A 25,774-nucleotide genomic window follows, 5' to 3' on the forward strand; every position below is an offset into this window, starting at 1 on the left:
CATGCGCACCGCTGCAATCCTGACCCTGATCCCGACTCTTGCCTGCGCGCAGGTGGAACAGGGTCCCGCAAATACCGATTTCACGCCCGCGACCGAGTCACAGACCCGCGCGCAGGCCTTGCCCGAGACATCCGTCACCGTCGAGACATTTGCCGACGGTCTTGCCAATCCCTGGGGGATCGCCGCACTGCCGGATGGGTCGTTCCTTGTGACAGAGCGGCCTGGCACCCTGCGGCGCGTGGCGGCGGATGGCACCTTGTCCGATCCGATCAGTGGCGTGCCAGAGGTCGATGCCGAGGAGCAGGGGGGTCTGCTGGACGTCGCGATCGCCCCTGATTTTGCCTCCAGCGGTGTGATCTACCTGACCTACGCCAAGGGCGTGGAGGGTGGCACCGTGACGGCGGCCGCGCGCGCCGTGCTGGATGGCAATAGCCTGACGGACGTGCAGGACATTTTTGTTCAGGACCCGCCATCGGAAATCTACATGCACTACGGCAGCCGCGTCGTGCCGACAGATGACGGAATGGTCTACGTCACCACCGGAGAGCATTTCACCGAAGCGAACCGCCAGTTGGCACAGGACGTGGAGACCACCTACGGCAAGGTTATCCGGCTGAATGCCGATGGCACCGTCCCGCAGGACAATCCCTTCGTGGGTCAGGACGGGGTGGACAGCATCTGGTCCTATGGTCACCGCAATGTGCAGGGCGCAGCGATCGGGCCCGACGGCGCGCTTTGGACCTTGGAGCACGGTCCGGCGGGCGGCGACGAGTTGAATCGTCCGCAAGCCGGTCTGAACTATGGCTGGCCCGTCATCTCTTACGGTGAGAACTACGACGGCAGCCCGGTCGGGTCCGGCGAGTCTGCGATGGAGGGGATGGAACAGCCCGTCTACTACTGGGACCCGGTGATCGCGCCGGGCGGCATCGCCTTCTATGATGGCGATTACGCAGACTGGCAGGGCGATCTGCTGATCGCCGGCCTGAACCCCGGGTCTTTGACCCGTCTTCGCCTGGATGGCGACACCGTCACCGGCGAGGAGCGGTTGTTGCAGGATGTCGGGCGCATCCGCGACGTCGAGGTGCTGGATGACGGCGATCTGATGATCCTGATCGATGCCGATCCCGGCCAGATCCTGCGCGTGACGCCCGGCGCGTGATGATAGGCCGTCGCCTCATGCGGGCCGCCGCGATCGTGGAGGTCGCGGCGGAGCGTGTGTTCTTTCAAGGCAACCTCGAAAAGCTGTCGATCGAGCCTTATGGCGGCTATGCGACGACCGAACACCTGATTGCGCGGGGCCGGGTTCTGGCCGCGCGCGAGATCGAGAAGATCGACGGGCAAAGCAAGCTTGCCAATGCCCGCCAGATGTTCCGTCTGTTCGCGACGCATGAGGTGGCGGAGGTGACGGTCAGGTCCGGTTCCTGTTCCGCCGTCACGGACGCCGAGGGATATTTTACCCTGCTCACGCCCCGCGGCGACCAATCAGGCTGGGTGAATGTCGCCGTCGCGATTCCCGGCCAGAGCGCGATCTGCCCGGTCCTTGTGGCGCGGCGCGATGCACGATGGGCGGTCATTTCGGACATCGATGACACGATGATGCACACGGGAGCGTGGTCGACGCTGCGCAATCTCTGGACATCCTTCACCGGCAGCGTGGCCAGCCGCGAGGTGTTCGACGATGCCGTGGCCTTGATCCGGGGATTGGCCGCGGATGGACGTAACCCGGTTTATTTCGTCAGCTCTTCTCCGTGGAACTTTCACGGTTTCCTTGACGATGTCTTTCGGCGTGCGGGGCTGCCCGAGGCACCGAAATTCCTGCGCGACTATGGCTTTGGCGACGATCAGTTCATCACTGGACGGCATGGCGATCACAAGGGCAGCGCCATCGACCGGATTGCCGCGGCGCATCCCGACCTGCCGTTGGTGCTGATCGGAGATACCGGACAGCATGACGCCAAAATCTATGCGGACGCGGCGGTCAGGCATCCGGGGCGCGTCGCACGGGTGATTCTGCGCACGCCGGGCGGCGGTGCAGACGCTGACGATCGGCTGCAGGCGGAACGGCTGCGCAGCCTTGGCATACCGGTCAGCCTAGACACGAATTTTCATGCCGCACTGGCGGAACTGTCCAGCACCGGGCCGAGTGGGGTTTAACCCGCCACGACACCGGCCTAGGGTGCGGGCAAAAGGGCGTCGCCATGCAGCCGCTTCGCGGGATTTCCTACAAGATCGTCTCTGTCATGATCTTCGTCGCCATGTCGTCGCTGATCAAGGCGGCGTCCGGCGAGGTTCCGCCGGGGCAGGCGGTCTTCTTTCGCAGTTTCTTTGCCTTGCCGATCATCGTCGGCTGGCTGGCGATGCGGCACGAGTTGCGCGATGGCTGGAAGACGGCGAACCCGATGGGTCACGTCTGGCGGGGCTTGGTCGGCACGTCGGCGATGGGTCTGGGATTCGCCGGTCTGGGGCTGCTGCCGCTGCCAGAGGTCACGGCGATCGGCTATGCGGCACCGCTGCTGGTGGTCATCTTTGCCGCGATGTTCCTGAATGAAGAGGTGCGCGCCTTTCGCCTGTCCGCGGTGGCGTTGGGCCTGATCGGGGTGCTGATCGTCCTGAGCCCCCGGTTTTCCATCAGCGCACAGACGGATCATGCGCAGACGCTGGGGGCCGTGCTGATGCTGATGGGGGCGGTCTGTGCCGCCTTGGCACAGGTCTTTGTCCGCAAGCTGGTGTTCACCGAGGATACCGCAGCCATCGTGTTCTGGTTCTCGGTGACGGCGACATGCCTGTCATTGCTGACGCTGCCTTGGGGCTGGGCCGTGCCGTCGTTGTCAGCCTGGGTCATGCTGGTCATGGCGGGCCTGCTGGGTGGGATCGGTCAGATCTTCCTGACCTCCAGCTACCGCTTTGCCGATGCATCGCTTGTGGCGCCGTTCGATTACACTTCGATGATCCTGGCGCTCATCGTGGGGTATTTCGTCTTCGACGAGGTGCCGACGGTCACGATGATCGTCGGTGCGACCATCGTCATCGCAGCAGGTGTTATGATCATTCTGCGCGAACGGCATCTGGGCCTGAAACGGGCGCGGCAGCGCAAGGTCACCGGGACCGTCGGTCACAACTGACGGGCTTCGCGCGATCAGCTTGCCTTGTCATTGGCGTCGCGGACTTCCTCACGCACTTGTCCCCAGGTAATCAGGCCAAAGACCAGTGTGCCGCCCACGACGTTGCCCAGAAACACGGGGATGAAGAAGCTAAAGATTGCCGCCATGAGTCCGAGTTCGCCGATCAGCAACAGATAGGCCATCTCGACCGAGCCGGCGATGATATGGGTGAATCCGCCGGCGGCGATCAGCCAGGTCATCACGATGATGATGACGAGGTTGTCCTGCTCTCCTGCCGCGAGCATCCAGACCAGCGCCGCGATCAGCAGGCCCGCTGGCACGGCCTTGGCAAAACCGATCCATGCCCCGTGCTCCGTTGCGTGCTTGCTGATCTCGGTGATGCTGGCCAGGATGTCTGGTTCAAACGTCGGCATCCAGGCAATGAAGGCGGCGGCGATGAAGCAGCCGATGACGTTGGCACCCAGCACGATCGCCCAAAGCCGTGCAACGCACCACAAATTGTAAAGGCTTGGCCGCGCAAGCAGGGGCAGGACGGTCGTCAGCGTGTTTTCGGTGAACAGCTGCATCCGTCCAACGATGACGATGAGGAACCCGAGGGTGTAGCCAAGGCTCTCGATCAGGGGCAGCCATGTCGTGTCGGGCAGGTAAGTCTTGAACAGTGCTTCTCCGATCACGGAAAAACTGATGCAGACACCGGCCGCGACACCCGACCAGAACAATGAGGTGCGCGGGCGGCGCAACTCCTCGTCACCCTCGCGGCGCACGACCTGATAGACCAGTTTGGCCGAGAGGTGCGATGCCTCGCGGACGGCCTCTTCCTCGTCGGGCTCGTTGGTTTCCTGTTCCTTGCGTTCGGATTCAGCCTGCTGCCGCCGGGATTCGTTTTCTTCGACTTTGCGGCGGATTTTGGATTCGGTCTCGGCGGGCATGGCGGTCCTCGTGTTCTTTGCCATAAGGTGGCGCAGGCCAGGATTGCGTCAAGTCAAGCACTTGGCTGGCTTCCGCCGTTCAATGCGAACCGAAAATCGTGATTTTGCCCAAACGGGCTTTTCAGGTTAGGATAGATGCAGGAGGATATCACAATGACCAGACACATCGTCGATACCGACCACACCACCGACAGCAGCCTGCGCTTGCGGCGATTCCTGACCATCGCGCGGCACAACGGTCGTCACCCGGCCATCACGCAGATGCTGCACCAGCCCCGGTCACGGGCAAAGGTCAGCGGGCGCGTGCCGGGCCTGCTGCGACCCCAACGCGCCCGCCAAGATCAGGCGCGGACCAACTTCTCGTAATCCGACGCGATGTCGAGCGTCAGCCGGCCGACCTCGAAATTGTAGTCGCCGATCTGGCCCACCGGGGTCACTTCGGCGGCGGTTCCCGTCAACCAGCACTGCTCGAACCCTTCCAGTTCTTCCGGCATGATGTGGCGTTCGTGGACGATGACGCCCTTGTCGCGCAACATCCCCACGACGGTCTGCCGTGTCAGGCCGTTCAGGAAGCAGTCCGGCTTCGGCGTATGCACTTCGCCGTTCTTGACGAAGAAGATGTTTGCCCCGGTCGCCTCGGCCACATAGCCGCGATAGTCGAACATCATGGCGTCGGAACAGCCCTTCGCCTCGGCCGCGTGCTTGGACATGGTGCAGATCATGTAAAGACCGGCAGCCTTGGCCTGATGCGGAATCGTCTCGGGTGAGGGGCGCTTCCACTTGGCGATGTCGAGCTTGGCGCCCTTGGTCTTGGCTTCACCATAGTAGTTGCCCCAGGACCAGACCGCGATCGCCGTGCGGACCGGGTTGCGGGCGGATGCGACACCCATGTCCGGCCCGGCACCGCGCCACGCAAAGGCGCGCACATAGGCGTCGGTCAGGCCGTTGGCCTGCAGCGTCGCGGCCTTGGCGGCGATCAGGTCATCGACGGAATAGGGAACCTCGAAGTCAAGGCAGTTGGCCGAGAAATGCAGCCGCTCTGCATGTTCGCGATCCTTGAAGATCCTGCCGTTGTAGCAGCGTTCGCCTTCGAAGACGGAGGAGGCGTAGTGCAGGGCATGGGTCAGAACGTGAACCTTGGCGTCGCGCCATTCGACCAATTGGCCGTCCATCCAGATTTTGCCGTCGCGATCGTCGTAAGCGCCATCCATCCTCGAACTCCTTCAGATTTGCATTTGTATCGCCGTTAAGTCCGTTTCGGACATAATGTTGCGCATTTTATGTCGAATCGCTACCAGTTGACACTAGTCATGTCAACAAGGCTGACGTATTGTCCTGCCGAAACGGGACAAGGGGCGCGCCATGAACCAGACACCGCAAGGCACCTCGGGTCAGGCGCTGCTGTTCCTGACCGACGAACAATTGCGCAAGGGGATCGAGGCGATGTTCTTTGCCTATCGCGGCTTTACCGCCGACCCCGATCGCATCCTGTCCGACATGGCCTATGGCCGGGCGCATCACCGGGCGATCCACTTCATCCACCGCAGCCCGGGAACGACGGTGAACAACCTGCTGGCCATCCTCGGTGTTACAAAACAATCCCTGAATCGTGTGTTGCGCAGCCTGATCGCTGACGGTCTTGTGTCTTCGACCGTGGGCGACCGGGACAAGCGGGAACGGCATCTGCACCTGACCGAAAAGGGTGCGACGCTGGAACGCAGCCTGTCGGACGCCCAGCGGGACCGGATGCGCAGTGCCTACCGCGCCGCCGGTCCGGTCGCGGTGGCCGGGTTCCGGCAAGTGTTGGAGGCCATGATGGACGATGAGATGCGGCACCACTATCTGGCACTTGTGGACAAGCCCGATGGCCGGTGACGACGCCCATCTGCTGATCGTCGACGATGACGAACGTATCCGGGGATTGCTGCGCAAGTTCCTCGTGCGGTCCGGTTTCCTTGTCACGACGGCGCGCGACGCAGCCCATGCGCGGCGCATCCTGTCGGGGCTGGCCTTCGATCTGATCGTTCTCGACGTGATGATGCCGGGCGAGGACGGCGTCACCTTCTGTCGGGACCTGCGGCACCGCACCGGCACGCCGGTCCTGCTGCTGACCGCGAAGGGAGAGATCGAGGACCGGATCGCGGGACTTGAGGCCGGAGCCGACGATTACCTGTCAAAGCCGTTCGAACCGAAGGAACTGTTGCTGCGGATCAACGCGATCCTGCGGCGCGTGCCACAGGCCGCCGCGCAGCCCATTCCCCAGACCATCCTGCAACTTGGCCCGATCCGCTATGACATCACGAAGGGAGAGATGCGGCAGGACGACGGCCTCGTGCGGCTCACGGCGACCGAAAGCCAGCTGATGCGCATCTTTTCGGCCCGTCCGCATGAACCTGTGACCCGGCTGGAACTGGTCGAGGAATTGAGCCGCTCTGGCGGGCAGACGCAGGAACGCGCCGTGGACGTGCAGATCACCCGCCTGCGCCGCAAGATCGAATCCGACCCCAAGCAGCCGCGCTACCTTCAGACCGTGCGCGGTTCGGGATACATGTTGGCCCCCGATCAGGGCTGACCGCACAGGGCGCGCGACGCGCGCGCGGTTTTTCCGGTCCTTGATGCGGGCACAAACACCTTGCTCGCCAGCGTCTCGCGTGTCGATGGCGCGGATGCCTCCGGCGGGAGTTTATCGGCCAGATGAAATGCCTTGTCGATCCCCGCGGCTTTCGGTTTGGTGGCGGAATGAAAACAGCCCTGATTTCCCATCCCGACTGCCTTGACCATGTGACGCCGCCCGGCCACCCGGAACAGGTGGCGCGGATGGATGCGGTGCTGGGGGCGTTGCAGGACATGGACCTGCTGCGCGTCTCCGCGCCGCACGCGGCAGAGGATGACGTGTTGCGGGTGCACCCCAAATCCCACATCGACGCGATCCGGCGGGCCGCCCCCGATAGGGGCTTCGTCGCGTTGGACGCGGATACGCACATGTCGCGCGGCACGCTGTCCGCCGTCTGGCGCTGTGCCGGTGGTGCGGTGCGCGCGGTCGATCTGGTGCTGGGCGGCGAGGTCTGCAATGCCTTCGTCGCGATGCGCCCGCCCGGCCATCACGCGGAACGCACGACTGCGATGGGGTTTTGCTTTTTCGGCAATATCGCCATCGCGGCGAAACATGCGTTGGATCACCACGAGCTGAAACGCGTGGCCATCGTGGATTTCGATGTCCACCACGGCAACGGGACGCAGGACCTGGTCGAGGACGATCCGCGCATCCTGTTCTGTTCGACCCACCAAAGCCCATTGTATCCCGGCACCGGGGCCGCCGACGAAACCGGTGTCGATGACAACGTCGTCAATGTGCCGCTGGACGAAGGCACCGATGGGCGCGGGATTCGCGTCGCGATGGAACGACACATCCTGCCGCGGGTCGACGCCTTTCGGCCCGATCTGATCCTGATCTCGGCCGGGTTCGATGCGCACCGCGCCGATCCGCTGGCGGGGCTTGCGCTGGTGGAGGATGATTTTGCCTGGATCACTGCACAGCTTTGCGATCTGGCCGACAAACACTGCGCCGGGCGGGTGGTGTCGTGTCTTGAGGGCGGTTATGACTTGCCCGCGCTGGGGGCGTCCGCCGCCGCGCATGTCAACGTGTTGAGGGAGCGCAGCAATGCCAGAAACGCCGGTTGAAGACATGACGTTCGAGGAAGCGATCCGCGAACTGGAACTGGTCGTGGGCAAGCTGGAGCGCGGCGACGTGGCGCTGGACGACAGCATCGCGCTGTATGAACGCGGTGCCGCATTGAAGAAGCGGTGCGAGAAGAAGCTGACCGAGGCCGAGGAGAAGGTCGCGAAGATCACGACCGGACCGGACGGGATGGCAGCGGGCACGGCACCGCTCGACCCGTGACTTTTGCCAACCGGCTGGCGCTGGACGCCACCACCGCGCAGCGGATCATCGAACTCTCCCTGACCTCCGTCCCGGACGTGCCGCTGCACGACGCGATGCTGTATGCCGTGCGTGGCGGCAAGGGGCTGCGTGCATTTCTCGTGCTGGAAGGTGCGCGGCTGCATGACGTGGGTGACCGTGCCGGCCATGCTGCGGCAGCGATCGAGGCGATGCACGCCTATTCGCTGGTGCACGACGACCTGCCTGCGATGGACGACGACGACCTGCGGCGCGGCCAGCCGACATTGCATCGGAAATGGGACGAGGCGACGGCCATCCTGGTCGGTGACGCGCTTCAGGCGCTGGCGTTCGAGATGGTCTGTGCCGTGGGGTCCGGCGTGCCGGATGCCGCCCGCGCCGACCTTGCGCTGACGCTGGCCCATGCGGCGGGCGCGCAGGGCATGGTGCTGGGGCAGGCGCTGGACATCGCCGCCGAAAGCGGCCCGCCGCTGACGCTGGACCAGATCACAGCCTTGCAGGCGGGCAAGACCGGCGCGCTGATCACCTGGGCCGCCTGCGCCGGACCGCGCATCGCGCAGGTCGACGTGGCCCCAATGAAGGCATACGGCGATGCGCTGGGCCTCGCGTTCCAGATCGCCGACGACATCCTGGACGAGACCGGCGATGCCGGGGCTGTCGGCAAAGCCGTCGGCAAGGATGCGGCCGCGGGCAAGGCGACCTTCGTGTCCCTGCTGGGGCTCGCGGGGGCGAAACGTCGCGCGGGCGATCTTGTGGACATGGCCTGCGACGCCCTAAGTCCCTATGGTGACCGCGCCGAAACGTTGCGCGACGCCGCCCGTTTCGTCATTGCGCGCGACAAGTAAGGACAGACCATGACCGACCGCCCCAGCACGCCGACGCTCGACAAGGTGCATTTGCCCGCCGACATGAAGGGTCTGTCGGATGGGCAACTGCGTCGGCTGGCGGACGAACTGCGGGCCGAGACGATCGCGACCGTCGCCAGCACTGGCGGGCATCTGGGTGCAGGGCTTGGCGTCATCGAGATAACGGTTGCGCTGCACGCCGTCTTTGACGCGCCGCGTGACAAGATCATCTGGGACGTGTCGCACCAGAGTTACCCGCACAAGATCCTGACGGGACGCCGCGACCGCATCCGCACCCTGCGTATGAAGGATGGCTTGTCGGGGTTCACCAAGCGCAGCGAAAGCCCGTTCGATCCTTTCGGTGCGGCCCATTCCAGCACTTCGATTTCCGCTGCGCTTGGCTTTGCCACAGCCCGCGATCTGGGCGGCGATCCGGGGGACGCGATTGCCGTGATCGGCGATGGGGCCTTGTCCGCCGGCATGGCCTATGAGGCGATGAACAATGCAGGCCATCTGGGCAAGCGTTTGATCGTGATCCTGAACGACAACGAGATGTCGATCGCGCCGCCGGTGGGGGCGATGTCGTCCTATCTGTCGCGGCTTTATGCCGAAGGTCCGTTTCAGGATCTGAAGGCCGTGGCCAAGGGGGCCGTATCGTTCCTGCCGCCGCCCTTCCGCGAAGGGGCAAAGCGCGCGAAGGACCTGTTGAAGCACATGACCGTCGGCGGGACGCTGTTCGAGGAGCTGGGATTTTCCTACGTCGGTCCCATCGACGGACACGATTTGGACCAGTTGCTTGCGGTGCTGCGCACGGTAAAGGAACGTGCCGCCGGACCGATCCTGATCCACGCCATCACGCAGAAGGGCAAGGGGTTCGCACCTGCCGAGGCCGCCGCCGACCGAGGCCATGCGCGCAGCAAGTTCGATGTGTTGACCGGTGAGCAACAGAAGGCCAAAAGCAATGCGCCGTCCTATACTTCGGTTTTTGCCGATGCGCTGATCAATCTGGCATCGAAAGATGACAAGATCGTTGCGGTGACGGCAGCCATGCCGGACGGCACCGGGCTCGACAAATTCATGGCGCGTTATGCCAGCCGCTGCTTTGACGTGGGCATTGCGGAACAGCACGCCGTCACCTTCTGCGCCGGTCTTGCCGCAGGCGGGATGAAGCCGTTCTGCGCGCTTTATTCCACGTTTCTGCAACGCGGTTACGATCAGGTCGTCCACGACGTTGCCATTCAGCGCCTTCCGGTGCGTTTTGCCATCGACCGGGCGGGGTTGGTCGGCGCAGACGGTGCCACGCATGCGGGGTCGTTCGATGTCGCGTTCCTTGCCAATCTGCCCGGGTTCGTCGTCATGGCCGCCGCGGACGAGGCGGAACTGGTCCGCATGGTCGTCACCGCCGCCGGCCACAACTCTGGCCCCATCGCGTTCCGCTTTCCGCGCGGCGAAGGGGTCGGGGTCGAAATTCCCGTCGATGCGCAGCCACTGGAGATCGGTCGCGGCCGCATGATCCGACAGGGCAAGCAGGTGGCGATCCTGTCCTTCGGCACCCGTCTGCAAGAGGTCGAACAGGCCTGCGAGGCGCTGGGCGCAAAGGGCATCACGCCCACGATCGCGGACGCCCGCTTTGCCAAGCCACTGGACCGCGACATGATCCTGAAACTCGCCGCCGACCACGACGCGCTGATCACGATCGAGGAGGGGGCCATTGGCGGCTTCGGCTCTCACGTCGCGCAGTTGCTGGCCGAGGAAGGAGTTTTCGACCACGGCCTGAAGTTTCGGTCGATGGTGCTGCCCGACACCTTCATCGACCAGTCCAGCCCAGCGGACATGTATGCGACGGCAGGGCTGAATGCGTCGGACATCGAGCGCAAGGTGCTGGAGGTGCTGGGCGTCGGCGTGATCGGAAAGCGGGCCTAGGACGCGGTGCCAACCGCTTCGAGCCCATTTTGTCGATTGATTGCGGTGCTTTTCAGTTTACGCCTGTGACTAACGGAAGCACCGACGCGTCCGTCTGTACTCCGAGAATGCTGCCGTCAATTGCCGGGAGATGAAAGCCACAGGTTTATGGATATGAATTGGCGACATAAACAAATGTGACCCGGCCGTCGATGTTTGCAATGTTGCGAAGCCTGTAATCGCTGGCCTGCAAGAATTCATGGGTCGTCACGAATGATCCGTTGTTTTCCAAAGCGAAGGCGACAGTGGCTTGCTTATTTAAGACCTCGGACCTCGCTTCCTTGCACGACATCCTCATGACGTCCGGCTTCGATGGAACGACAAACAAGAAAATCAGCACACCGTTCAAAAAGCATCGAAAGCGCTAGGGCAACATGCTTGAGCATCGGAAATATCTGCCTTTTCAGAACGTCGCCAAAAGATAGAGTTGCGTCGGAACAATTGAAAGGCAGAAAAGTCCGCTGACCGGACCTTGAGGCGATCTAATTCCTATCTCCGGCCTTCCTCCAACCGTTTCTCGATTGCAATAAGTTTCGCCATGACCTCGTCGCGGTAGGCGTCGGTTGCGGCGTTGCCTTCCTCGGCATGGGCGTCCTGCATGGAATTGACGATCAGGCCGACCAGCAGGTTCACGACGGCGAAGGTCGTGACAAGGATGAATGGAATGAAGAAGGCCCAGGCGTAGGGGAAGACCTCCATCACCGGGCGCACGATGCCCATCGACCAGCTTTCCAGCGTCATGATCTGGAACAGCGAATAGGCGGAATGGCCCAGCGTGCCGAACCAGTCGGGGAAGGCCGTGCCGAACAATTGCGTCGCCATGACGGCGGCGATGTAGAAGATGATGCCCATCAGCACGAACACCGACGCCATGCCGGGCAGCGCGCCGACAAAGCCTTCGACGACGCGGCGCAGGGTGGGTGCCACCGAAATGACGCGCAGGGCCCGCAGCACGCGCAGGGCGCGCAGCACCGACAGGCCGTGACCGGTCGGCACCAGTGCGACGCCGACGACGACGAAGTCGAAGATGTTCCAGCCGTTGCGAAAGAAGCTGCTGCGTTGCACGAAAAGTTTTGCCGCAATCTCTGCCGCGAAGATGGCAAGGCAGACCGCATCGAGCAGCAGGATCAGCGGGCCCACATCGGCCATGATGGTCGCCGATGTCTCTAGCCCCAGAAGGGCGGCGTTGAAGACGATGACGGCCGTGATGAAGCGGGTGAAGGCAGGGCGGTCGATGACATTCGCGAGGCGTTGGCGCAGGGTCATGGCGTCTTTCGGTCTTGGGCCTTGGTCAAATGTGGTGTTGCCCGCCGGTGCACAAGACGCAAGGTCGTATCGCGCGGCATATCGCCAGACGGTTCGGGATCTGGCAGGGTCGTGCCATGACCGTGACCGTCAAGATATGGCGCTGGATCGTCTTCCTGCTGGCTGCCTTCTACTGCCTCTACGAACTCTGGTTCGGGCCTTGGGGCGGGTTTGGCGGGCCATTCCGCTATCTGACGATCTGGGCGTTGTTCCTGTCGTTCTTCTGCGCCAGCCGGATGATGGCGCTGACAGAGCATCGCAGTACCCGAAGATGGGACGCGATCGTCGGCGCGACGGCGGTCGTCAATGCGATGGTCGTCCTGCTGTATTGGCGGCTTTATTTCGCGGACCCTGCGTCGGTGACACGCGACGGGCAATTGTCGCAACCTTGGCTGGAGTTCTACCTGCACGGCCTTGGACCACTGCTGCAATGGATCGACGCCATCTTCATACACAGAGCGTTTCGGCGGCTGGGACACGTTCTGGCCGTACTGCTGGGGATCGTCGAATCTGGCCGTCGCGATCCTGCTGCTGGGGATTTTTGCCGGGATCGCGGTGCTGGTCAGGCGAGGTCTTCCTGCGCCAGCAATGCCCTGAGGCCACTGCGGTAGTCGGGAAACAGCAGGTCAACACCCAGTTCATTCTTGATGCGGTCGTTGCGGACCTTCTTGCTTTCGGCATAGAAACTGCGCGCCATCGGGGTCATGTCGGCGTCCTCGAACCGCACGGCATCCGGCACCGGCAGGCCCAAGAGTTCTGCGGCATAGGCGATGACGTCCTGCGGCGGGGCGGGGTCGTCGTCGCAGACATTGTAGATCGCGCCGGGGTTCGGCCGCGCGATGGACGCGGCAAGAACCCGCGCGATGTCGTCGACATGGGTGCGGCTGAAGACCTGCCCGTCCTTGATGATCCGCCGCGCCGTGCCGTTGCGGACCTTGGCAAACGGTCCGCGACCGGGGCCATAGATGCCCGCCAGTCGAAAGATGTGCAGCGGCAGGCCGGGAATTGCCTGCCACGCCGCCTCTGCCATGACCCGCGCCTGACCGCGCCGGGTGGCTGGGGTCAGCGGCGTCGCCTCATCCACCCAATCACCGTCGTGATCGCCATAGACGCCGGTTGTGGAGAGATAGCCGACCCACTGGACCTGACCCGCCCGCGCCGCGATCTGTTCCCCCAGCGCGTCCAGCACCGGGTCGCTGCCGTCGTCGGGCGAGGCCGAGATCAGCAGATGCGTCGCGGCGTCCAGTGCTGTGGTCAAGTCGGTGCCGGGCCAGACACGCGGTTCGACGCCACGCGCCGCAAGGGCGGCGGTCTTGTCATCCGACCGCGTGGTGCCGATCACCCGCCAACCCCGTGGCAGCAGCAACCGTTCAAGGGCGCGCGCCGAATAGCCGTGGCCGAAGGAAAGCAGCGTCGACGTCATGGGACCTACGCAAACAGATCGTCGGCGGGCGGTGCGCGCAGAAGGCGCAGCGTCTTGGTGCAACGCTGACCGCCGAACATGCCGTCCAAAAGTGCGGCAAAGACCGGGGTCGTGGGCGACGTCGCCTCGAACAAGGTGGCGCAGGCACGCAATTTGTAGGCGTCGGTCTCGCCCATGATGGCGACGGGGTCGGTGCCTTGGTGATCGAGAACCAGGTGGGTCGCGTCGATCAGCCTCGGACCCAGAAGAGGATGACCAAGGTAGGCCCCCGCCTCTTCGGCGTCGCGCAGGGAATAGAACATCGCCATGGGCGATTCGCCGATGCCGGTCAGGACGGGAAACACGAACCACATCCAATGCGTCTGCTTGCGACCGGCGGTCAGTTCGGCGGTCACAGTGTCGAAGACGGTATCCTGAGCCGCGACGAAATGATCGAATTCATCGTCGTCTTCATCGAGATCGTCATCGTCATGCACTTGGTCAACCATCGCCCGCCCCGAGTATTCGCGTTATTCCCCTGATTTTGAAGGAAGCGGCAGGATAAGACCATCGGAAAGTGCGCGGACCGTCTGGCCGCTATGGAGGCAAGGATTTCAATTGCCTTTTGACAGGTGTGCGACTACATCCTGCGGTGGGACACCCTTCCCCAACGAAGGGCGCATATCTGTGAGGATACCAGCAATGGTGACGACCAAACCGGAATCGCGGCCGGACAACGCGCGATTTTCGTCAGGCCCCTGTGCCAAACCCCCCACATGGTCACTCGAATCGCTCGGCGGCGCGCCCTTGGGCCGGTCGCACCGTGCGAGCGTGGGCAAGGCAAAACTGGCCGAGGCCATCGACCTGACCCGCGAAGTGCTGGGCGTGCCTGCGGATTACCGCATCGGCATCGTGCCTGCCTCTGACACCGGTGCCTATGAGATGGCGATGTGGACCATGCTGGGCGAACGCCCGGTGGAAATGGTCGCATGGGAATCCTTTGGCGCGGGCTGGGTCACCGACGTCGTCAAACAGCTGAAGATCGAGGCGACTGTCCGCGAAGCCGCCTATGGCGAGATCGTGGACATGGCCGCGCTGAACTATGACCACGACGTTTGCTTTACCTGGAACGGCACGACATCCGGCGTGCGGATGCCGCATGGCGACATGATCCCGGGTGACCGCGCCGGCCTGACGCTGTGCGACGCGACCTCTGCCGCCTTTGCGCAGGACCTGCCGTGGGACAAGCTGGATGTGACGACCTTCTCCTGGCAGAAGGTCATGGGCGGAGAGGGCGCGCACGGCATGCTGATCCTGAGCCCCCGCGCGGTCGAACGGCTGGAAAGTTACACCCCCGCCTGGCCGCTGCCCAAGATCTTCCGCCTGACCTCCAAGGGCAAGCTGATCGAGGGCATCTTCAAGGGCGAGACGATCAACACTCCCTCCATGCTGTGCGTGGAGGATTACCTCGTCGCGCTGAAATGGGGCCAGTCCATCGGTGGACAGCCGGCGCTGAAGGCGCGGGCCGATGCCAATGCGGGCGTGATCTTCGACTTCTGCGAAAAGCATGACTGGATCGCCAACCTCGCCGTCGATCCGGCGACGCGGTCGAACACCTCTGTCTGCCTCAAGTTCACCGATGACCGCATCACCGACGGCGCGGCATTCGCCAAGGCCGTGGCCAAGCGGCTCGAGTCCGAAGGCGTGGCGCTGGATGTGGGTGCCTATCGCGACGCCCCCGCCGGTCTGCGCATCTGGTGCGGTGCCACGGTCGATCATTCCGATCTGGCGGCGCTGATGCCCTGGATCGAATGGGCCTTCGAGGCCGAGATCGCCGCCTGATCGCCAACGCTTGATTTTGGCGGGCCACCCTTGGCCCGCCCCATCCCCCATTCCATTGAAGGAGCGCCAGACATGGCCCCCAAGGTTCTCATCTCCGACGAACTGTCGGACGCCGCCGTCCAGATTTTCCGCGACCGCGGTATCGATGTCGATTTCCAGCCCAAGCTGGGCAAGGACAAAGAGGCGCTGGCCGCCATCATCGGCAACTACGACGGCCTTGCCATCCGGTCCGCCACCAAGGCGACGGAAAAACTGATCGCCGCCGCGACCAATCTCAAGGTCATCGGTCGTGCCGGCATCGGGGTCGACAACGTCGACATTCCCGCCGCGTCCAAGAAGGGCATCATCGTGATGAACACGCCCTTCGGCAACTCGATCACCACCGCCGAACATGCCATGTCGCTGATGATGGCCGTGGCACGCCAGATCCCCGAGGCGAACGCATCGACCCACGCCGGCAAGTGGGAAAAGTCCCGCTTCATGGGGGTCGAGCTGACGAACAAGACGCTGGGCGTGATCGGCGCGGGCAACATCGGGTCCATCGTGATCGACCGCGCCAAGGGCCTCAAGATGAAGGTCATCGCCTACGATCCCTTCCTGTCCGAGGATCGCGCGATTGAGCTGGGCGTGGAAAAGGTGGAACTGGACGACCTGCTGGGCCGTGCCGATTTCATCACCTTCCACGTGCCCCTGACCGACCAGACCCGCAACATCCTGAGCCGCGAGGCAATCGCGAAATTGAAGCCCGGTGTGCGCATCGTGAACTGCGCCCGTGGCGGTCTGGTGGACGAAGACGCGCTGGCCGAGGCTCTCAAGGACGGTCGTGTCGCCGGCGCGGCATTCGACGTGTTCGCTGTCGAACCCGCGACGGACAGCCCGCTGTTCAACCTGCCCAACGTCGTCGTGACCCCCCACCTGGGTGCCGCCACGACAGAGGCGCAGGAAAACGTCGCGCTGCAGGTGGCAGAGCAGATGTCCGACTACCTGCTGACCGGTGCCGTGACCAACGCGATCAACATGCCCTCGATCACGGCCGAGGAATCGAAGATCATGGGGCCGTGGATCACCCTGTCGGGCCACCTTGGAAACTTCGTCGGTCAGATGACCGACGAGCCGATCAAGGCGATCAACATCCTGTTCGATGGCAATGCTTCCGAGATGAACCTCAAGGCACTGACCGCCGCGACCATCGCCGGCATCATGCGCCGCCGCAACCCGGACGTGAACATGGTCAGCGCGCCCGTGATCGCCAAGGACAATGGCGTGCAGGTCAGCACGACCAAGCAGGACCAGTCGGGTGTCTTCGAAGGCTACATCAAGGTCACGGTCGTCACGGATCAACGTGAACGGTCCGTCGCCGGCACCGTCTTCAGCGACCACAAGCCCCGTTTCATCCAGATCAAGGGCATCAACGTCGATGCCGAGATCGGCGAGAACATGCTTTACACCACGAACGAGGACGTGCCCGGAATCATCGGCAAGCTGGGCAGCATCCTGGGCGAGCATGGCGTGAACATCGCCAACTTCACCCTTGGCCGGTCCGTCGCCAAGGGCGAGGCCATCGCGCTGCTTTACGTCGACGAACCCGTGCCCGCCGCCACCGTCAAGGCGCTGGAAGACACCGGCAAGTTCCAGCAGGTCAAACCGCTGACGTTTCAGGTCTGACAATAAAGGGAGGGCCTCGCGGTGGACAACGCGAGGCCCTTCATTCATCTGGCCCGTAAACTCCCCCCGGAGGGTCCGAGGCCGTCACATCGCGCGACCCTTGCCCTTTCGGACCAAAGAAAGAAGCGTCATGATCTATGCCATCGGTGACATCCACGGCCAAAAGGCGATGCTGGACCGTGCACTGATCCTGATTGCAGCCGATGGCGGGGCGGCAGCGCCGCTGATTTTCCTTGGCGACTACACCGACCGTGGCCCGGACAGCCACGGCGTGATCGACACCCTGATCGCGGGGCGCGACGCCGGGCTCGACTGGACCTTCATCAAGGGCAATCACGACCGCATGTTCCTCCGCTTCGTGGAGGAAGGCGTGATCCATGACGCAGGGATCAAGTCCGGCCTGTCGTGGCTGAACCCGCGCCTTGGTGGCGATACGACACTGGCTTCCTACGGGATCGTGCCGGCAGCGCCGGCCAGCTTCATCAAGGACGACCAAAGGCGTGAATCCCTTGTCAGCTATCCGACAGCCGAAGGCGATTTGTCGCTGCAAGAGCTGGTCGCCTTCGCCCGCGACCGGGTGCCAGAGGCGCACCGCCAGTTTCTGGCGACCGCCCCGCTGATGCACGAGGCAGAGGGGCATCTGTTCGTCCATGCGGGCATCCGCCCCGGTGTCGCCCTGACGGATCAGACCGAGGATGACCTGATCTGGATTCGCGACGGCTGGCTCGACAATGGCGATGACCACGGCATGATGGTGGTGCACGGGCATACGGCGCTGGATGCGCCCGAACATCTGTGTAACCGGATCGACCTTGACGGCGGCGCGGGCTATGGTCGCCCGCTGGTCCCTGCGGTGCTGGACAACGGCGAATGGTTCACCCTGTCCGACACGGGCCGCGTGCCGCTGCGGCCGAAAGGCTAGGCCATGCCGCAGACCTTCGACAGCCTGCGCACCCTGATGGCCCACGGTTTCGACGCGGTCATCGACGTGCGCAGTCCGGCGGAATTTGCCGAGGATCACATCCCCGGTGCCATCAACCTGCCCGCCCTGTCGAACGCTCAGCGGGCCGAGGTCGGGACACTCTACAAGCAAGTCAGTGCCTTCGACGCCCGCAAGGTCGGTGCCGCTATGGTCGCGCGCAACGTCGCGGATCATGTCGACGGCCCGCTGTCGCAGCACGACGGGTCGTGGCAACCGCTGGTGTATTGCTGGCGCGGCGGCCAGCGGTCAGGGTCTTTCGCGTCGATCCTGCAACAGATCGGATGGCGCGCCGACACGATCAAGGGCGGCTATCAGACCTACCGACGGCTGGTGCATGAGGCGCTCTACATTGATCCGCTGCCGCACCGGTTGATCCTGCTGGATGGCTACACCGGCACGGCAAAAACCGCGCTGCTGCATCTGCTGTCGCAACGCGGGGTGCAGATCGTCGATCTGGAAGGGTTGGCCGCGCACAGGGGATCGCTGTTGGGCGGTATCGCGGGCGGACAGCCCGCGCAAAAAGGGTTCGAGTCGGCTCTGGCACAGGCGTTTATGGACCTTGATCCCGAAAAGCCGACGATCATAGAGGCGGAAAGCAGCAAGATCGGGCAGATCGTCCTGCCGAAGCAGATCTGGGCCGCAATGACCGCTGCACCGCGGATCGAGGTGACCGCACCTCTGGCTGCCCGCGCCGCTTTCCTGACCGAGGCCTATGCCGACATCATTGCCGACACGGACCTGCTGCGCGACCGGTTGCAACCGATCCGCAATCTGCGCGGCCATGACGTCGTGGACGGGTGGGAAACGATGCTGGACAACGGCGATTTCAATGCCCTTGCGACGGCGCTGATGGATCAACACTATGACTCCGCCTACGCCCGATCCCGCAAGGCCGGTGACCGGGTCTGGCTGGGCGAGGTTCATGCGGACACGCTGGACGCCGCCGGGCGGGCGCGTGTGGCCGATGACATTTCTGCGCTGATCGCGACGCTTTAGACCAGCACGATGCCGGGGGTATCGGTCACGCTGCCGATGATCGCGGCGTGCGTGTATCCGGCGTCATGCAGGCGCGCGACGACGCCCGGTGCATCTTCGGCGGCGACGACGGCCAGCAGCCCCCCCGCAGTCTGCGGGTCGTAGATCAGGTCGGTCCGCGCGCCCATCGGCCCGGTCACAGGGCCGCTCCCGGCGATATTGTCCCGCAACAGGGTCGAATGCTGCCCAGCCTCGGCCAACTCCAACGCACCTTTCATCAGCGGAATGTCGGCCAGCGCCAGCGTCGCACCAGTGCCGGATGCGTCATTGATCCCCGACAGATGCCCGGCAAGACCGAAGCCCGTCACGTCGGTCATCGCATGTGCATCGCGCAGGATCATGCTGGCTTGACCTTGGGGTTGCGCCATCAGGTCCAGCGCGCCGGCAACGACACCGCCGGGTGCGACCCCGGCCATATCCGCCGCCATGATGACGCCGCTGCCCAGGGGTTTCGTCAGGATCAGCGCGTCGCCCGGCCGCGCACCGCGCAACGTGATCGGATCGCGGTCGCACAGGCCCGTCACGGTGAATCCAATCGTCATCTCCGCCCCGAGAGACGTATGCCCGCCGACAATCGCCGCACCGGCATCGGTCAGGGCGGCATGGGCGGTCGCCATGATCTCGCTCAGGGTCCGCGCCTGTAGATCGGCTGACATCTTTGGCAGGATCAGGTTCACTGTGGCGGCCTGTGGCGTGGCACCCATGGCCCAGATGTCGCCCAGTGCATGATTTGCGGCGATGCGGGTCATCACGACGGGATCGGCCGTGAAGGCGCGCAGGTGGTCTGTGCTGACGACCTGTCGGACGTCGCCCATGATCAGCAATCCGGCGTCGTCGCCCGGCACGATCTGCACGTCAGCCCGGTCGCTGACCGGCAGCGACGCAAGTGCCGCCCGCAGCGCGCCACGCCCGACCTTGGCCCCACAGCCGCCGCACATCGGCTTGTCGCCCAGCGCATCCTTCAGCCCCTCGGCGCGGGTCAGCGGCAAGTCGGGCTGACCCATGACAGTCAGGTCATCGAACTGACGCATGAACTTCGCGTCGATCCGATCCTTCCAGCGCCACAGCAAAGGGCCCGAGAAGGCCATGCCGAACCGTTCTGCCAGTGCAGATTTGTCGCCAAGGGAAATCAGCTTGAGGTAGTCTGATTGCGGGGAATAGGGTCGCATCCGTCCACCCGACAACACGGCGCGCAGGTTGTCGAACAGTACTGGGGCCTGCCTTACGGCATAGACGCCCGCTTTGGGCCGCGGGTCGTGGGTCATGTGGGCGCAGTCGCCCACCGCGAACAGCGCGGGATCAGAGGATTGCAGGTGCGTGTCCACGCTGATGAAGCCGTCGTGACATGTCACGCCGATGGCCGCCTGCCAATCGTGCGGCTTCGCTCCGGCGGCTCCGGTGATGAAATCGGCGGCGACGCGGCGACCGTCCGCCAGCATAACAGCGCTCTCTTCGATGCCGGTGACAATGGCATCCTCGATCAGCGTGATACCGTTCTTGGCGAGTGCTTTCAGCATCCTGGCCCGCGCCCGTTGCCCCAGCGTATCGACGACCTGCCCCCGGTCGATCAGGTGGGTGACGGGCCTCAGACCGCGTGTCCGCAGGCTGTGGGCCATGGCCATCGCAAGCTCTGCCCCTGCGACGCCCCCGCCGATGATCGCCAGGTGCGGGTCGGTGGTCGCGTTGCGATAGGCATCCCAGCGGCTGGCGAACGGGCCAAGTGGTTTGGCCGGAACCGCGTGATCGGCGAAACCAGGTAGGGTGGGCATGTCCGACGTGATGCCGACGTCAAGACTGGCAACGTCATAGGCAATCGGCGGACGCCCGGGCACCGTGATCAGACGCGCCACAGGGTCGATGCTGGTGACGGCACCCAATATCAGCCGCGCATTGGCGAAACGGGCCAGCTTCATCAGGTCGATGTCCAGCTCATCGCGGCTGTAGTGCCCCGCGACAAAGCCCGGCAGCATCCCGGAATATGCGGCAGTGGGGCCGGGGTCGATCAGCGTCACGCGGACTCCCGCCAGCGCCATCAATCCCCATTTGCGCAGCACAAGCGCGTGTGTATGCCCGCCACCGATCAGCACGAGGTCCTTCACAACCGGAAAATCGGTAATCATGGTACCAGCCATTGCCCGGCCCAGTTGTCGGTCGCGTTGAATGATGCCCGGCGGTGATGCGTGCCCAAGTGCACCACGTCGATGTGGATCAGCTTCAGGGAGAGGACGCAAAAACGGCTCTGATCCGGGGATTTCTGGTAGTCGCGCGCGTCAGCGATAGGTGTGCCGGGCGGCGGGGTGACGCCATAGGACAGACGCGCCACCTCTGGCAGCGGACTCCAGCGATCCATGATCGGTTCGCCCTTCATCAGGGTCACATTGGCCTGCAGCCGGAACTGAAGATCCAGCGCCGGGTCCCAGACGTGAAGGGCGGCGCGGGGCGTTCTTTGCAGGCTGGCGATCTTGTCGGAGGCGCTGTCGGTGTAGACCTCCAGAAGGGCCTCTGATGATACGGCACGGCGCAGGACGACTGTGCGCGCCTCGGGCCAGCCGTCGGGGCTGATGGTGGCAAGGGTCGGTTGCCGCGCGGATGCATCGCGGTCTGTCACGCCGAGGGACAAGCATCGCCAGACCTGCTGATGCAGGCCATCCAGCGCCTCGAACCACTCAGTCATAGCCCGTCATCTCCAGATATCCGACGCCGTTGGCGGTGCCGTCGACGGTGACAGGTCCTTCCCAATAAGGCACGCTGGTCGTCATCCATGCGTCTGTGTTCACGGCGGCGACAGTAACGTCAACACCTTGCGCGGGAAGTTGCAGCCGCCACCGGGTCGGTAGCGTGTGGCCCTCGACTGTCGACTCCTCCAGCGGAGTCGCGGTCAGAGCACCGTCCGCGTAGGGTGTCGGCGTGCCGTCAGGCGCGATCCACGTGGCCGAGGTATAGGCGTTGCCATCGTTCTGCCGGAGGCGAAACCCCATCATCCGCGCGCCATCGTCAAAGGAAAGCGAAAACCAGTCCCAGCCGGTCTGGTTGTCGGCCAGAGGCTGGCTTGACCATTCGCGATCCAGCCATGCGGTGCCGGTGACAGGCACGTCGCCACCCGGCAGACGCAGCGTGCCGGCGATGCTGTAAAAGGGTTGCGAGTAGTAGTAACTGGCCTGTCCGCTCGCGGATTTGACGGAATAGCCGTTCTCGCCCTGCGGAACGATGGGGCCGTTGGTGGTCAAGGTCATGTCATAGCCGAAGTCGGGGCCGCTGGCGGTCAGGGTGCCGCCGTCGATGCCGTCAAACTGCCAGTCGTCGATCCACGCGCTGAACGGGTCGGCGACGACTCCCGCTTGCCCGATGCCGCCGCGTGCCAGGCGTTCGGTGACGAAATGCGCGTCGGGCGTCGTGACGGCGGCGTGGCCCATCCAAAGCTGCGGGTCGGTCCAACCGGACGTTGTCTGCGGTGCCATCGCGGACCGGAACAGGGTCCATTGCAGACCGTAGGGCGTGCCGTCAGGGCCGGTCAGGTTTGCGGTCAGGTACCACCATTCGATGCGATAGTCGGGGTGCGCGCCGTGATCGGCCGGAAACTGGAACTGCGGGTCGGGCCGCGGAATGCTGAAACCGTCCGCGTCAGAGCCGAGACCGGCAAACCCCTGCGCCTGTGCTGTCAGCGGCAGGAGACAAAAGATCAGGGTCTTAACGTTCATTGGAAAATACCTTCAGCAGGTCGCTTGGCGGTGTCCGCGACAATCGCCACGCAGGCCAGAGGGCGGCGAGTGCGGCGGCCAGCAGTGCAAACCCGCCAAGCCGCAGGTAATTGCCGGGGAACAGGAACATTGGCAATTTCCACCCAAAGGCCGCGACGTTGACGATCGCCAGTAGCGCCCAGGCCAGCACAAGGCCAAGCGGCAGGGCAACGACGGCGGTCAGGACGGCCAGCAGGACGGCGCGCATCAGTTCCAGCCGCCCGAGTTCTGCCCGCGTCAGGCCCATAGCCCAGGCAGGTGCCAGTTGCGGAACGCGCAGTGCGGCAAGGGTCAGCAGGCTCATGAGGATCGCAAAGCCGGCGACAGCCAGCGTGAGGATGTTCAACGCCGTCGTGACGGTGAAGGTGCGGTCGAAGATCGCAAGCGAGAACGCCTTGATCCCCGCCTGATTGATCGTGTTTGCGGGGGGCAGGTTCAGGTCGGCCTCCAGCGACTGAACGAGGGCGGGAACATCTTCGGGCGGCAGGCGCAAACCGAACCGCAAAGGCTCTATCTCGGGGTAAAGCACGGCAAAGCTGTCCTCTGCGATCATCGCCTGACCGATGGGGTTGCCGTAATCGCCATAGATGCCCGCCACCGCGAAATCGCGGCCACCCAGTGGCACGGTATCGCCCAGCGTCAGACCCGACCGACGAGAGAGTTGTTCGTTGATCAGGATCGCGCCGCCATCCGCCACGGCATCCCATGGCTGCGTGACAGCCTGCAGGAACTGCCAGTTTTCGCGGTAGGTCGCATCGTCGCGGGTGCCGAACACTTCGGTCGGAAGGTCTGCGATCTGTGCCGGGGCAGAGGCGATGGGCAGCACCGCGCGGACCCGGGGTGTAACGTAGGCGATCAGCGCCGCGGCCTGCGCGGGATCGTCGGCGGTCACGTAGAGCTCTGACGACAGCCGTTGGTCGAGAAATCCGGTAAAGGTCTGCCGGAAGCTGCCGACCATCGTGGACACGCCGACATTTGCGGCCATCGCCAGCAACAGAGCGGCAAGCGCAAGAGACAGGCCGGGCAGTTGCTGGCGGGTGTCGGCCCAGAACCACCGGGCGCGCATGCCAGTCGCCGCATGTTCCGCCAGCGCCAGCACGCGGTCGAGGATCAAAGGCAAGGCGAGGGCCGCGCCGATCAACATGCAACCCAACAAGGCGAAACCGGCGACAAGGCCTTGCGCGGTGAAGGCAAGCACCGCAGCGATGATCAGCAGTGCTGTGGCAATGACGGCCTGCACCCGTGCCGATCGCCCCGCCGCCATGCTGAGCGCGCGAGGCGCGCCTCCCGACAGCAGCGGCAGTTGCGCCAGCCGCCAAAAGGCCGCGGCAGAGGCCATCGCGGTGCCGCCCAGCGCAATGCCGAGGCTCGACAGCCACCAGGACGGGCGCAGTTGCAGCGTGCCCGCGACCGTTGCGCCGTAAAGGCCCTGCAACGTCGCTGCAACGTCGGGCAGCAACAGCGAAGCGATGACGTAGCCGAAGATCACACCGATCCCACCGGCGATCAGCGCCATGAGAACCAACTCTGCGGCCATCAGCACCATCAGCCGGCGCAGCGGCACGCCTAACGCACGCAGGGTGCGCACAACCGGGCGGCGCTGTTCGAATGCGAGGCCGATGGCTCCATTCACGATGAAGAGGCCGACGGCGAAGGACAGCAGGCCGAATGCGGTCAGGTTCAGGTGAAATGAGTCCGTCAACTGCCCAATGTCAGAGCCTGTTTGCGCAACGCGACGTGTTAGGTCCGGGGCCACCTCGGCCAAGGGCGGCTGACCGATGGGCTGGACGGGGGCAACGATCAGCCGGTCGATCTGGCCGGGGCGGTCCAGCAGACGCTGGGCAACGCCGATGTCGGTGATGACCGTGCCGGGTGCGGTGTCGGGGGACAGGATCTTGTCCGGGCCGTCAGGCAACGCATCGAGTGCGGCCTGCTGGCCAAAGACCTGCCCGCGCCCGGACAGAAAGGCACCGACGTCGGCCCCGTCTCCGACCCGGACTGGCCCAAGACCGCCGGGGGCCGTCAGCGGGTCGAGACCGACGATGCGGATACCATCCAACCGACCCTCTGTCACCGGAGAGACGAGCCAGCCGGCCCGCCGCAAGGCGACGTAGGTGTCCTGCGACATCGGTTGACCGTCACGGCGGGACAGTTGATCGAAACTGCCTTCGCCCAGGGTCGCGGCGGCGGCGTCATAGCTCGCCTGCGCCTCTGCATTGATCGCCTGCACTCCGGACCACAGCGCGGTGGCCAGCGCGAGGCCCGCCAGCAGGGTGAAGAGTTGCAGCGGATTGCGCCGCCAATGGGACAGCAACGCCTGAAAGACGGTGCGTGTCACGCGATCAGACCCTGCGCCAGGTGCAGACGGCGCTGCATCTGTCCCGCCAGCCGGTCGGAATGCGTGACCATCAGCAGGCCCGCGCCCGTATCGGTCACAAGCTCCAGCATCAAGGCCAGAACCTGCGCCGCCGTCGTCTCGTCCAGATTGCCGGTAGGTTCATCCGCCAGCACGAGGCGCGGTCGCGGTGCGAGGGTGCGGGCAATGGCGACGCGTTGCTGCTGCCCGCCAGAGAGCTGTTCGGGATACTTGCGCAACTGCGGCGTCAGGCCCATCCGGCCGGCCAATGTCGCGCACCAATCCGCGTCGTGCCGGTCCGCAAGGCGGGCCTGAAATGCGATGTTGTCGGCAATGCGCAGGGACGGGATCAGGTTGAACTGTTGAAAGACGACACCGACGGTTTCACGCCGCATCCGCGCGCGACCTGCATCGTCAAGTGCGGTCAGGTCGGTGCCGTTCAGTATGATGCGCCCGCCGTCCGGGGCGTCCAGACCGCCGATCAGGTGAAGCAGCGTGCTCTTGCCGGACCCGCTTTCACCGGTCAGGGCCAGCGTCTCTCCTTCCGCCAGAGTCAGATTGATGCCGCGCAGAACGGCAAACGGGCCGTCGGCGGTGGCATAGGTCTTCGTCAGGTCGGTGACGGTCAGCAGCATCTCGGTCTCTCTCGTTCACACCCTACATAACGCGAGGG

At 64.2% G+C, this 25,774-nt stretch carries 25 protein-coding genes; 15 read left to right on the top strand and 10 right to left on the bottom strand.

The window, feature by feature from the left end:
• Position 1 precedes the first annotated feature (1 nt).
• The 3 genes from ACOI1H_RS10480 to ACOI1H_RS10490 are packed head-to-tail and all read left to right on the top strand — an operon-like array spanning position 2 to position 3,122.
• Positions 2 to 1,159 (top strand): PQQ-dependent sugar dehydrogenase, encoded by a 1,158-nt coding sequence (locus tag ACOI1H_RS10480; RefSeq protein WP_422437244.1) that lies wholly within the window; start codon positions 2 to 4, stop codon positions 1,157 to 1,159.
• A 17-nt stretch (positions 1,160 to 1,176) separates the two neighbouring features.
• Positions 1,177 to 2,154 carry a phosphatase domain-containing protein gene (locus tag ACOI1H_RS10485; protein WP_422437246.1) on the top strand — a complete coding sequence of 326 codons (978 nt, stop codon included), beginning with the start codon at positions 1,177 to 1,179 and terminating at the stop codon, positions 2,152 to 2,154.
• A gap of 44 nt (positions 2,155 to 2,198) precedes the next feature.
• A complete protein-coding gene (locus tag ACOI1H_RS10490) occupies positions 2,199 to 3,122 on the top strand; it encodes a DMT family transporter (RefSeq protein WP_422437247.1) in 924 nt (307 codons plus the stop codon).
• A gap of 14 nt (positions 3,123 to 3,136) precedes the next feature.
• Here the strand turns inward: ACOI1H_RS10490 and ACOI1H_RS10495 are convergent, their stop codons facing one another.
• Positions 3,137 to 4,051 carry a formate/nitrite transporter family protein gene (locus tag ACOI1H_RS10495; RefSeq protein ID WP_422437249.1) on the bottom strand — a complete coding sequence of 305 codons (915 nt, stop codon included), beginning with the start codon at positions 4,049 to 4,051 and terminating at the stop codon, positions 3,137 to 3,139.
• 153 nt (positions 4,052 to 4,204) lie between these two features.
• On the opposite strand from ACOI1H_RS10495, the gene ACOI1H_RS10500 reads away from it, so the two are divergent.
• Positions 4,205 to 4,417, top strand: coding sequence for a hypothetical protein (locus ACOI1H_RS10500; protein ID WP_422437251.1), 213 nt, complete (start codon positions 4,205 to 4,207; stop codon positions 4,415 to 4,417).
• On the opposite strand, the gene ACOI1H_RS10505 is transcribed toward ACOI1H_RS10500, so the two are convergent.
• The gene (locus ACOI1H_RS10505) at positions 4,393 to 5,262 is read right to left on the bottom strand and encodes a branched-chain amino acid aminotransferase (RefSeq protein WP_422437253.1); all 870 of its coding nucleotides are present in this window, start codon (positions 5,260 to 5,262) and stop codon (positions 4,393 to 4,395) included. The genes ACOI1H_RS10500 and ACOI1H_RS10505 overlap by 25 nt on opposite strands.
• A gap of 151 nt (positions 5,263 to 5,413) precedes the next feature.
• On the opposite strand from ACOI1H_RS10505, the gene ACOI1H_RS10510 reads away from it, so the two are divergent.
• From ACOI1H_RS10510 to dxs, 6 genes are all read left to right on the top strand, one after another.
• Positions 5,414 to 5,926, top strand: a complete 513-nt coding sequence (locus tag ACOI1H_RS10510) for a MarR family winged helix-turn-helix transcriptional regulator (RefSeq protein ID WP_422437255.1) — start codon at positions 5,414 to 5,416, stop codon at positions 5,924 to 5,926.
• Positions 5,916 to 6,623, top strand: a complete 708-nt coding sequence (locus ACOI1H_RS10515; RefSeq protein ID WP_422437257.1) for a response regulator — start codon at positions 5,916 to 5,918, stop codon at positions 6,621 to 6,623. Before ACOI1H_RS10510 ends, ACOI1H_RS10515 begins: the two co-directional genes overlap by 11 nt.
• A 167-nt stretch (positions 6,624 to 6,790) precedes the next feature.
• The gene (locus tag ACOI1H_RS10520) at positions 6,791 to 7,732 is read left to right on the top strand and encodes a histone deacetylase family protein (protein ID WP_422437258.1); all 942 of its coding nucleotides are present in this window, start codon (positions 6,791 to 6,793) and stop codon (positions 7,730 to 7,732) included.
• A complete protein-coding gene (locus ACOI1H_RS10525; protein ID WP_422437259.1) occupies positions 7,713 to 7,952 on the top strand; it encodes an exodeoxyribonuclease VII small subunit in 240 nt (79 codons plus the stop codon). Before ACOI1H_RS10520 ends, ACOI1H_RS10525 begins: the two co-directional genes overlap by 20 nt.
• Entirely contained in the window at positions 7,949 to 8,815 is an 867-nt protein-coding gene (locus ACOI1H_RS10530; RefSeq protein WP_422437260.1) for a polyprenyl synthetase family protein, read from the top strand. Before ACOI1H_RS10525 ends, ACOI1H_RS10530 begins: the two co-directional genes overlap by 4 nt.
• A 9-nt stretch (positions 8,816 to 8,824) precedes the next feature.
• Positions 8,825 to 10,738: a 1-deoxy-D-xylulose-5-phosphate synthase gene (gene dxs, locus ACOI1H_RS10535; protein WP_422437262.1), complete on the top strand. Its 1,914-nt coding sequence runs from the start codon at positions 8,825 to 8,827 to the stop codon at positions 10,736 to 10,738.
• Positions 10,739 to 11,266: 528 nt separating this feature from the next.
• On the opposite strand, the gene ACOI1H_RS10540 is transcribed toward dxs, so the two are convergent.
• Complete coding sequence (locus ACOI1H_RS10540) at positions 11,267 to 12,043, bottom strand: ion transporter (RefSeq protein WP_422437264.1); 777 nt, start codon at positions 12,041 to 12,043, stop codon at positions 11,267 to 11,269.
• Positions 12,044 to 12,159: 116 nt separating this feature from the next.
• Here ACOI1H_RS10540 and ACOI1H_RS10545 point away from each other — a divergent pair, with 116 nt between their 5' ends.
• A complete protein-coding gene (locus tag ACOI1H_RS10545) occupies positions 12,160 to 12,693 on the top strand; it encodes a hypothetical protein (RefSeq protein WP_422437265.1) in 534 nt (177 codons plus the stop codon).
• Here ACOI1H_RS10545 and ACOI1H_RS10550 read toward each other — a convergent pair.
• Together ACOI1H_RS10550 and ACOI1H_RS10555 are read right to left on the bottom strand one after the other, a co-directional pair.
• Positions 12,645 to 13,505: an SDR family oxidoreductase gene (locus ACOI1H_RS10550; RefSeq protein ID WP_422437266.1), complete on the bottom strand. Its 861-nt coding sequence runs from the start codon at positions 13,503 to 13,505 to the stop codon at positions 12,645 to 12,647. The two genes, ACOI1H_RS10545 and ACOI1H_RS10550, sit on opposite strands and share 49 nt — an antisense overlap.
• Before the next feature lie 5 nt (positions 13,506 to 13,510).
• On the bottom strand, positions 13,511 to 13,993 hold the full coding sequence (locus ACOI1H_RS10555; protein ID WP_422437268.1) for a DUF1810 domain-containing protein: 483 nt from the start codon (positions 13,991 to 13,993) through the stop codon (positions 13,511 to 13,513).
• A gap of 193 nt (positions 13,994 to 14,186) precedes the next feature.
• Here ACOI1H_RS10555 and ACOI1H_RS10560 point away from each other — a divergent pair, with 193 nt between their 5' ends.
• From ACOI1H_RS10560 to mnmH, 4 genes are all read left to right on the top strand, one after another.
• Positions 14,187 to 15,326 (top strand): phosphoserine transaminase, encoded by a 1,140-nt coding sequence (locus ACOI1H_RS10560; protein WP_422437269.1) that lies wholly within the window; start codon positions 14,187 to 14,189, stop codon positions 15,324 to 15,326.
• Between the two features lie 72 nt (positions 15,327 to 15,398).
• The gene (gene serA / locus ACOI1H_RS10565) at positions 15,399 to 16,991 is read left to right on the top strand and encodes a phosphoglycerate dehydrogenase (RefSeq protein WP_422437270.1); all 1,593 of its coding nucleotides are present in this window, start codon (positions 15,399 to 15,401) and stop codon (positions 16,989 to 16,991) included.
• Between the two features lie 130 nt (positions 16,992 to 17,121).
• Positions 17,122 to 17,913: a metallophosphoesterase gene (locus tag ACOI1H_RS10570; protein ID WP_422437272.1), complete on the top strand. Its 792-nt coding sequence runs from the start codon at positions 17,122 to 17,124 to the stop codon at positions 17,911 to 17,913.
• A 3-nt stretch (positions 17,914 to 17,916) separates the two neighbouring features.
• The gene (mnmH, locus tag ACOI1H_RS10575) at positions 17,917 to 18,969 is read left to right on the top strand and encodes a tRNA 2-selenouridine(34) synthase MnmH (protein ID WP_422437273.1); all 1,053 of its coding nucleotides are present in this window, start codon (positions 17,917 to 17,919) and stop codon (positions 18,967 to 18,969) included.
• On the opposite strand, the gene selD is transcribed toward mnmH, so the two are convergent.
• Genes selD through ACOI1H_RS10600 form a run of 5 tightly spaced genes read right to left on the bottom strand, consistent with a single transcriptional unit; the run spans position 18,966 to position 25,736 of the window.
• Positions 18,966 to 21,128 carry a selenide, water dikinase SelD gene (gene selD / locus ACOI1H_RS10580; protein ID WP_422437275.1) on the bottom strand — a complete coding sequence of 721 codons (2,163 nt, stop codon included), beginning with the start codon at positions 21,126 to 21,128 and terminating at the stop codon, positions 18,966 to 18,968. The two genes, mnmH and selD, sit on opposite strands and share 4 nt — an antisense overlap.
• On the bottom strand, positions 21,125 to 21,682 hold the full coding sequence (locus ACOI1H_RS10585) for a pyridoxamine 5'-phosphate oxidase family protein (RefSeq protein WP_422437276.1): 558 nt from the start codon (positions 21,680 to 21,682) through the stop codon (positions 21,125 to 21,127). The genes selD and ACOI1H_RS10585 overlap by 4 nt, the downstream gene beginning before the upstream one ends.
• Complete coding sequence (locus ACOI1H_RS10590) at positions 21,675 to 22,706, bottom strand: lipocalin-like domain-containing protein (protein WP_422437278.1); 1,032 nt, start codon at positions 22,704 to 22,706, stop codon at positions 21,675 to 21,677. The genes ACOI1H_RS10585 and ACOI1H_RS10590 overlap by 8 nt, the downstream gene beginning before the upstream one ends.
• Entirely contained in the window at positions 22,696 to 25,083 is a 2,388-nt protein-coding gene (locus ACOI1H_RS10595; protein ID WP_422437279.1) for an ABC transporter permease, read from the bottom strand. Before ACOI1H_RS10595 ends, ACOI1H_RS10590 begins: the two co-directional genes overlap by 11 nt.
• On the bottom strand, positions 25,080 to 25,736 hold the full coding sequence (locus tag ACOI1H_RS10600; protein ID WP_422437281.1) for an ABC transporter ATP-binding protein: 657 nt from the start codon (positions 25,734 to 25,736) through the stop codon (positions 25,080 to 25,082). The genes ACOI1H_RS10595 and ACOI1H_RS10600 overlap by 4 nt, the downstream gene beginning before the upstream one ends.
• Positions 25,737 to 25,774: the final 38 nt, after the last annotated feature.

Origin of the sequence: Loktanella sp. DJP18, from assembly GCF_049310965.1 — a bacterium.
Classification (GTDB): domain Bacteria; phylum Pseudomonadota; class Alphaproteobacteria; order Rhodobacterales; family Rhodobacteraceae; genus Loktanella.

Excerpts from the sequence above, each read along its gene's own strand:
- ACOI1H_RS10515 (WP_422437257.1), top strand. The coding sequence starts at position 5,916 with ATGGCCGGTGACGACGCCCATCTGCTGATCGTCGACGATGACGAACGT.
- ACOI1H_RS10545 (WP_422437265.1), top strand. The coding sequence starts at position 12,160 with ATGACCGTGACCGTCAAGATATGGCGCTGGATCGTCTTCCTGCTGGCT.
- ACOI1H_RS10495 (WP_422437249.1), bottom strand. The coding sequence starts at position 4,051 with ATGCCCGCCGAGACCGAATCCAAAATCCGCCGCAAAGTCGAAGAAAAC.
- ACOI1H_RS10560 (WP_422437269.1), top strand. The coding sequence starts at position 14,187 with ATGGTGACGACCAAACCGGAATCGCGGCCGGACAACGCGCGATTTTCG.
- ACOI1H_RS10500 (WP_422437251.1), top strand. The coding sequence starts at position 4,205 with ATGACCAGACACATCGTCGATACCGACCACACCACCGACAGCAGCCTG.
- ACOI1H_RS10540 (WP_422437264.1), bottom strand. The coding sequence starts at position 12,043 with ATGACCCTGCGCCAACGCCTCGCGAATGTCATCGACCGCCCTGCCTTC.
- ACOI1H_RS10520 (WP_422437258.1), top strand. The coding sequence starts at position 6,791 with ATGAAAACAGCCCTGATTTCCCATCCCGACTGCCTTGACCATGTGACG.
- ACOI1H_RS10590 (WP_422437278.1), bottom strand. The coding sequence starts at position 22,706 with ATGAACGTTAAGACCCTGATCTTTTGTCTCCTGCCGCTGACAGCACAG.
- ACOI1H_RS10555 (WP_422437268.1), bottom strand. The coding sequence starts at position 13,993 with ATGGTTGACCAAGTGCATGACGATGACGATCTCGATGAAGACGACGAT.
- dxs (WP_422437262.1), top strand. The coding sequence starts at position 8,825 with ATGACCGACCGCCCCAGCACGCCGACGCTCGACAAGGTGCATTTGCCC.
- ACOI1H_RS10525 (WP_422437259.1), top strand. The coding sequence starts at position 7,713 with ATGCCAGAAACGCCGGTTGAAGACATGACGTTCGAGGAAGCGATCCGC.
- ACOI1H_RS10600 (WP_422437281.1), bottom strand. The coding sequence starts at position 25,736 with ATGCTGCTGACCGTCACCGACCTGACGAAGACCTATGCCACCGCCGAC.
- ACOI1H_RS10550 (WP_422437266.1), bottom strand. The coding sequence starts at position 13,505 with ATGACGTCGACGCTGCTTTCCTTCGGCCACGGCTATTCGGCGCGCGCC.
- ACOI1H_RS10585 (WP_422437276.1), bottom strand. The coding sequence starts at position 21,682 with ATGACTGAGTGGTTCGAGGCGCTGGATGGCCTGCATCAGCAGGTCTGG.
- ACOI1H_RS10570 (WP_422437272.1), top strand. The coding sequence starts at position 17,122 with ATGATCTATGCCATCGGTGACATCCACGGCCAAAAGGCGATGCTGGAC.
- ACOI1H_RS10490 (WP_422437247.1), top strand. The coding sequence starts at position 2,199 with ATGCAGCCGCTTCGCGGGATTTCCTACAAGATCGTCTCTGTCATGATC.
- ACOI1H_RS10480 (WP_422437244.1), top strand. The coding sequence starts at position 2 with ATGCGCACCGCTGCAATCCTGACCCTGATCCCGACTCTTGCCTGCGCG.
- serA (WP_422437270.1), top strand. The coding sequence starts at position 15,399 with ATGGCCCCCAAGGTTCTCATCTCCGACGAACTGTCGGACGCCGCCGTC.
- ACOI1H_RS10485 (WP_422437246.1), top strand. The coding sequence starts at position 1,177 with ATGCGGGCCGCCGCGATCGTGGAGGTCGCGGCGGAGCGTGTGTTCTTT.
- mnmH (WP_422437273.1), top strand. The coding sequence starts at position 17,917 with ATGCCGCAGACCTTCGACAGCCTGCGCACCCTGATGGCCCACGGTTTC.
- ACOI1H_RS10505 (WP_422437253.1), bottom strand. The coding sequence starts at position 5,262 with ATGGATGGCGCTTACGACGATCGCGACGGCAAAATCTGGATGGACGGC.
- selD (WP_422437275.1), bottom strand. The coding sequence starts at position 21,128 with ATGATTACCGATTTTCCGGTTGTGAAGGACCTCGTGCTGATCGGTGGC.
- ACOI1H_RS10510 (WP_422437255.1), top strand. The coding sequence starts at position 5,414 with ATGAACCAGACACCGCAAGGCACCTCGGGTCAGGCGCTGCTGTTCCTG.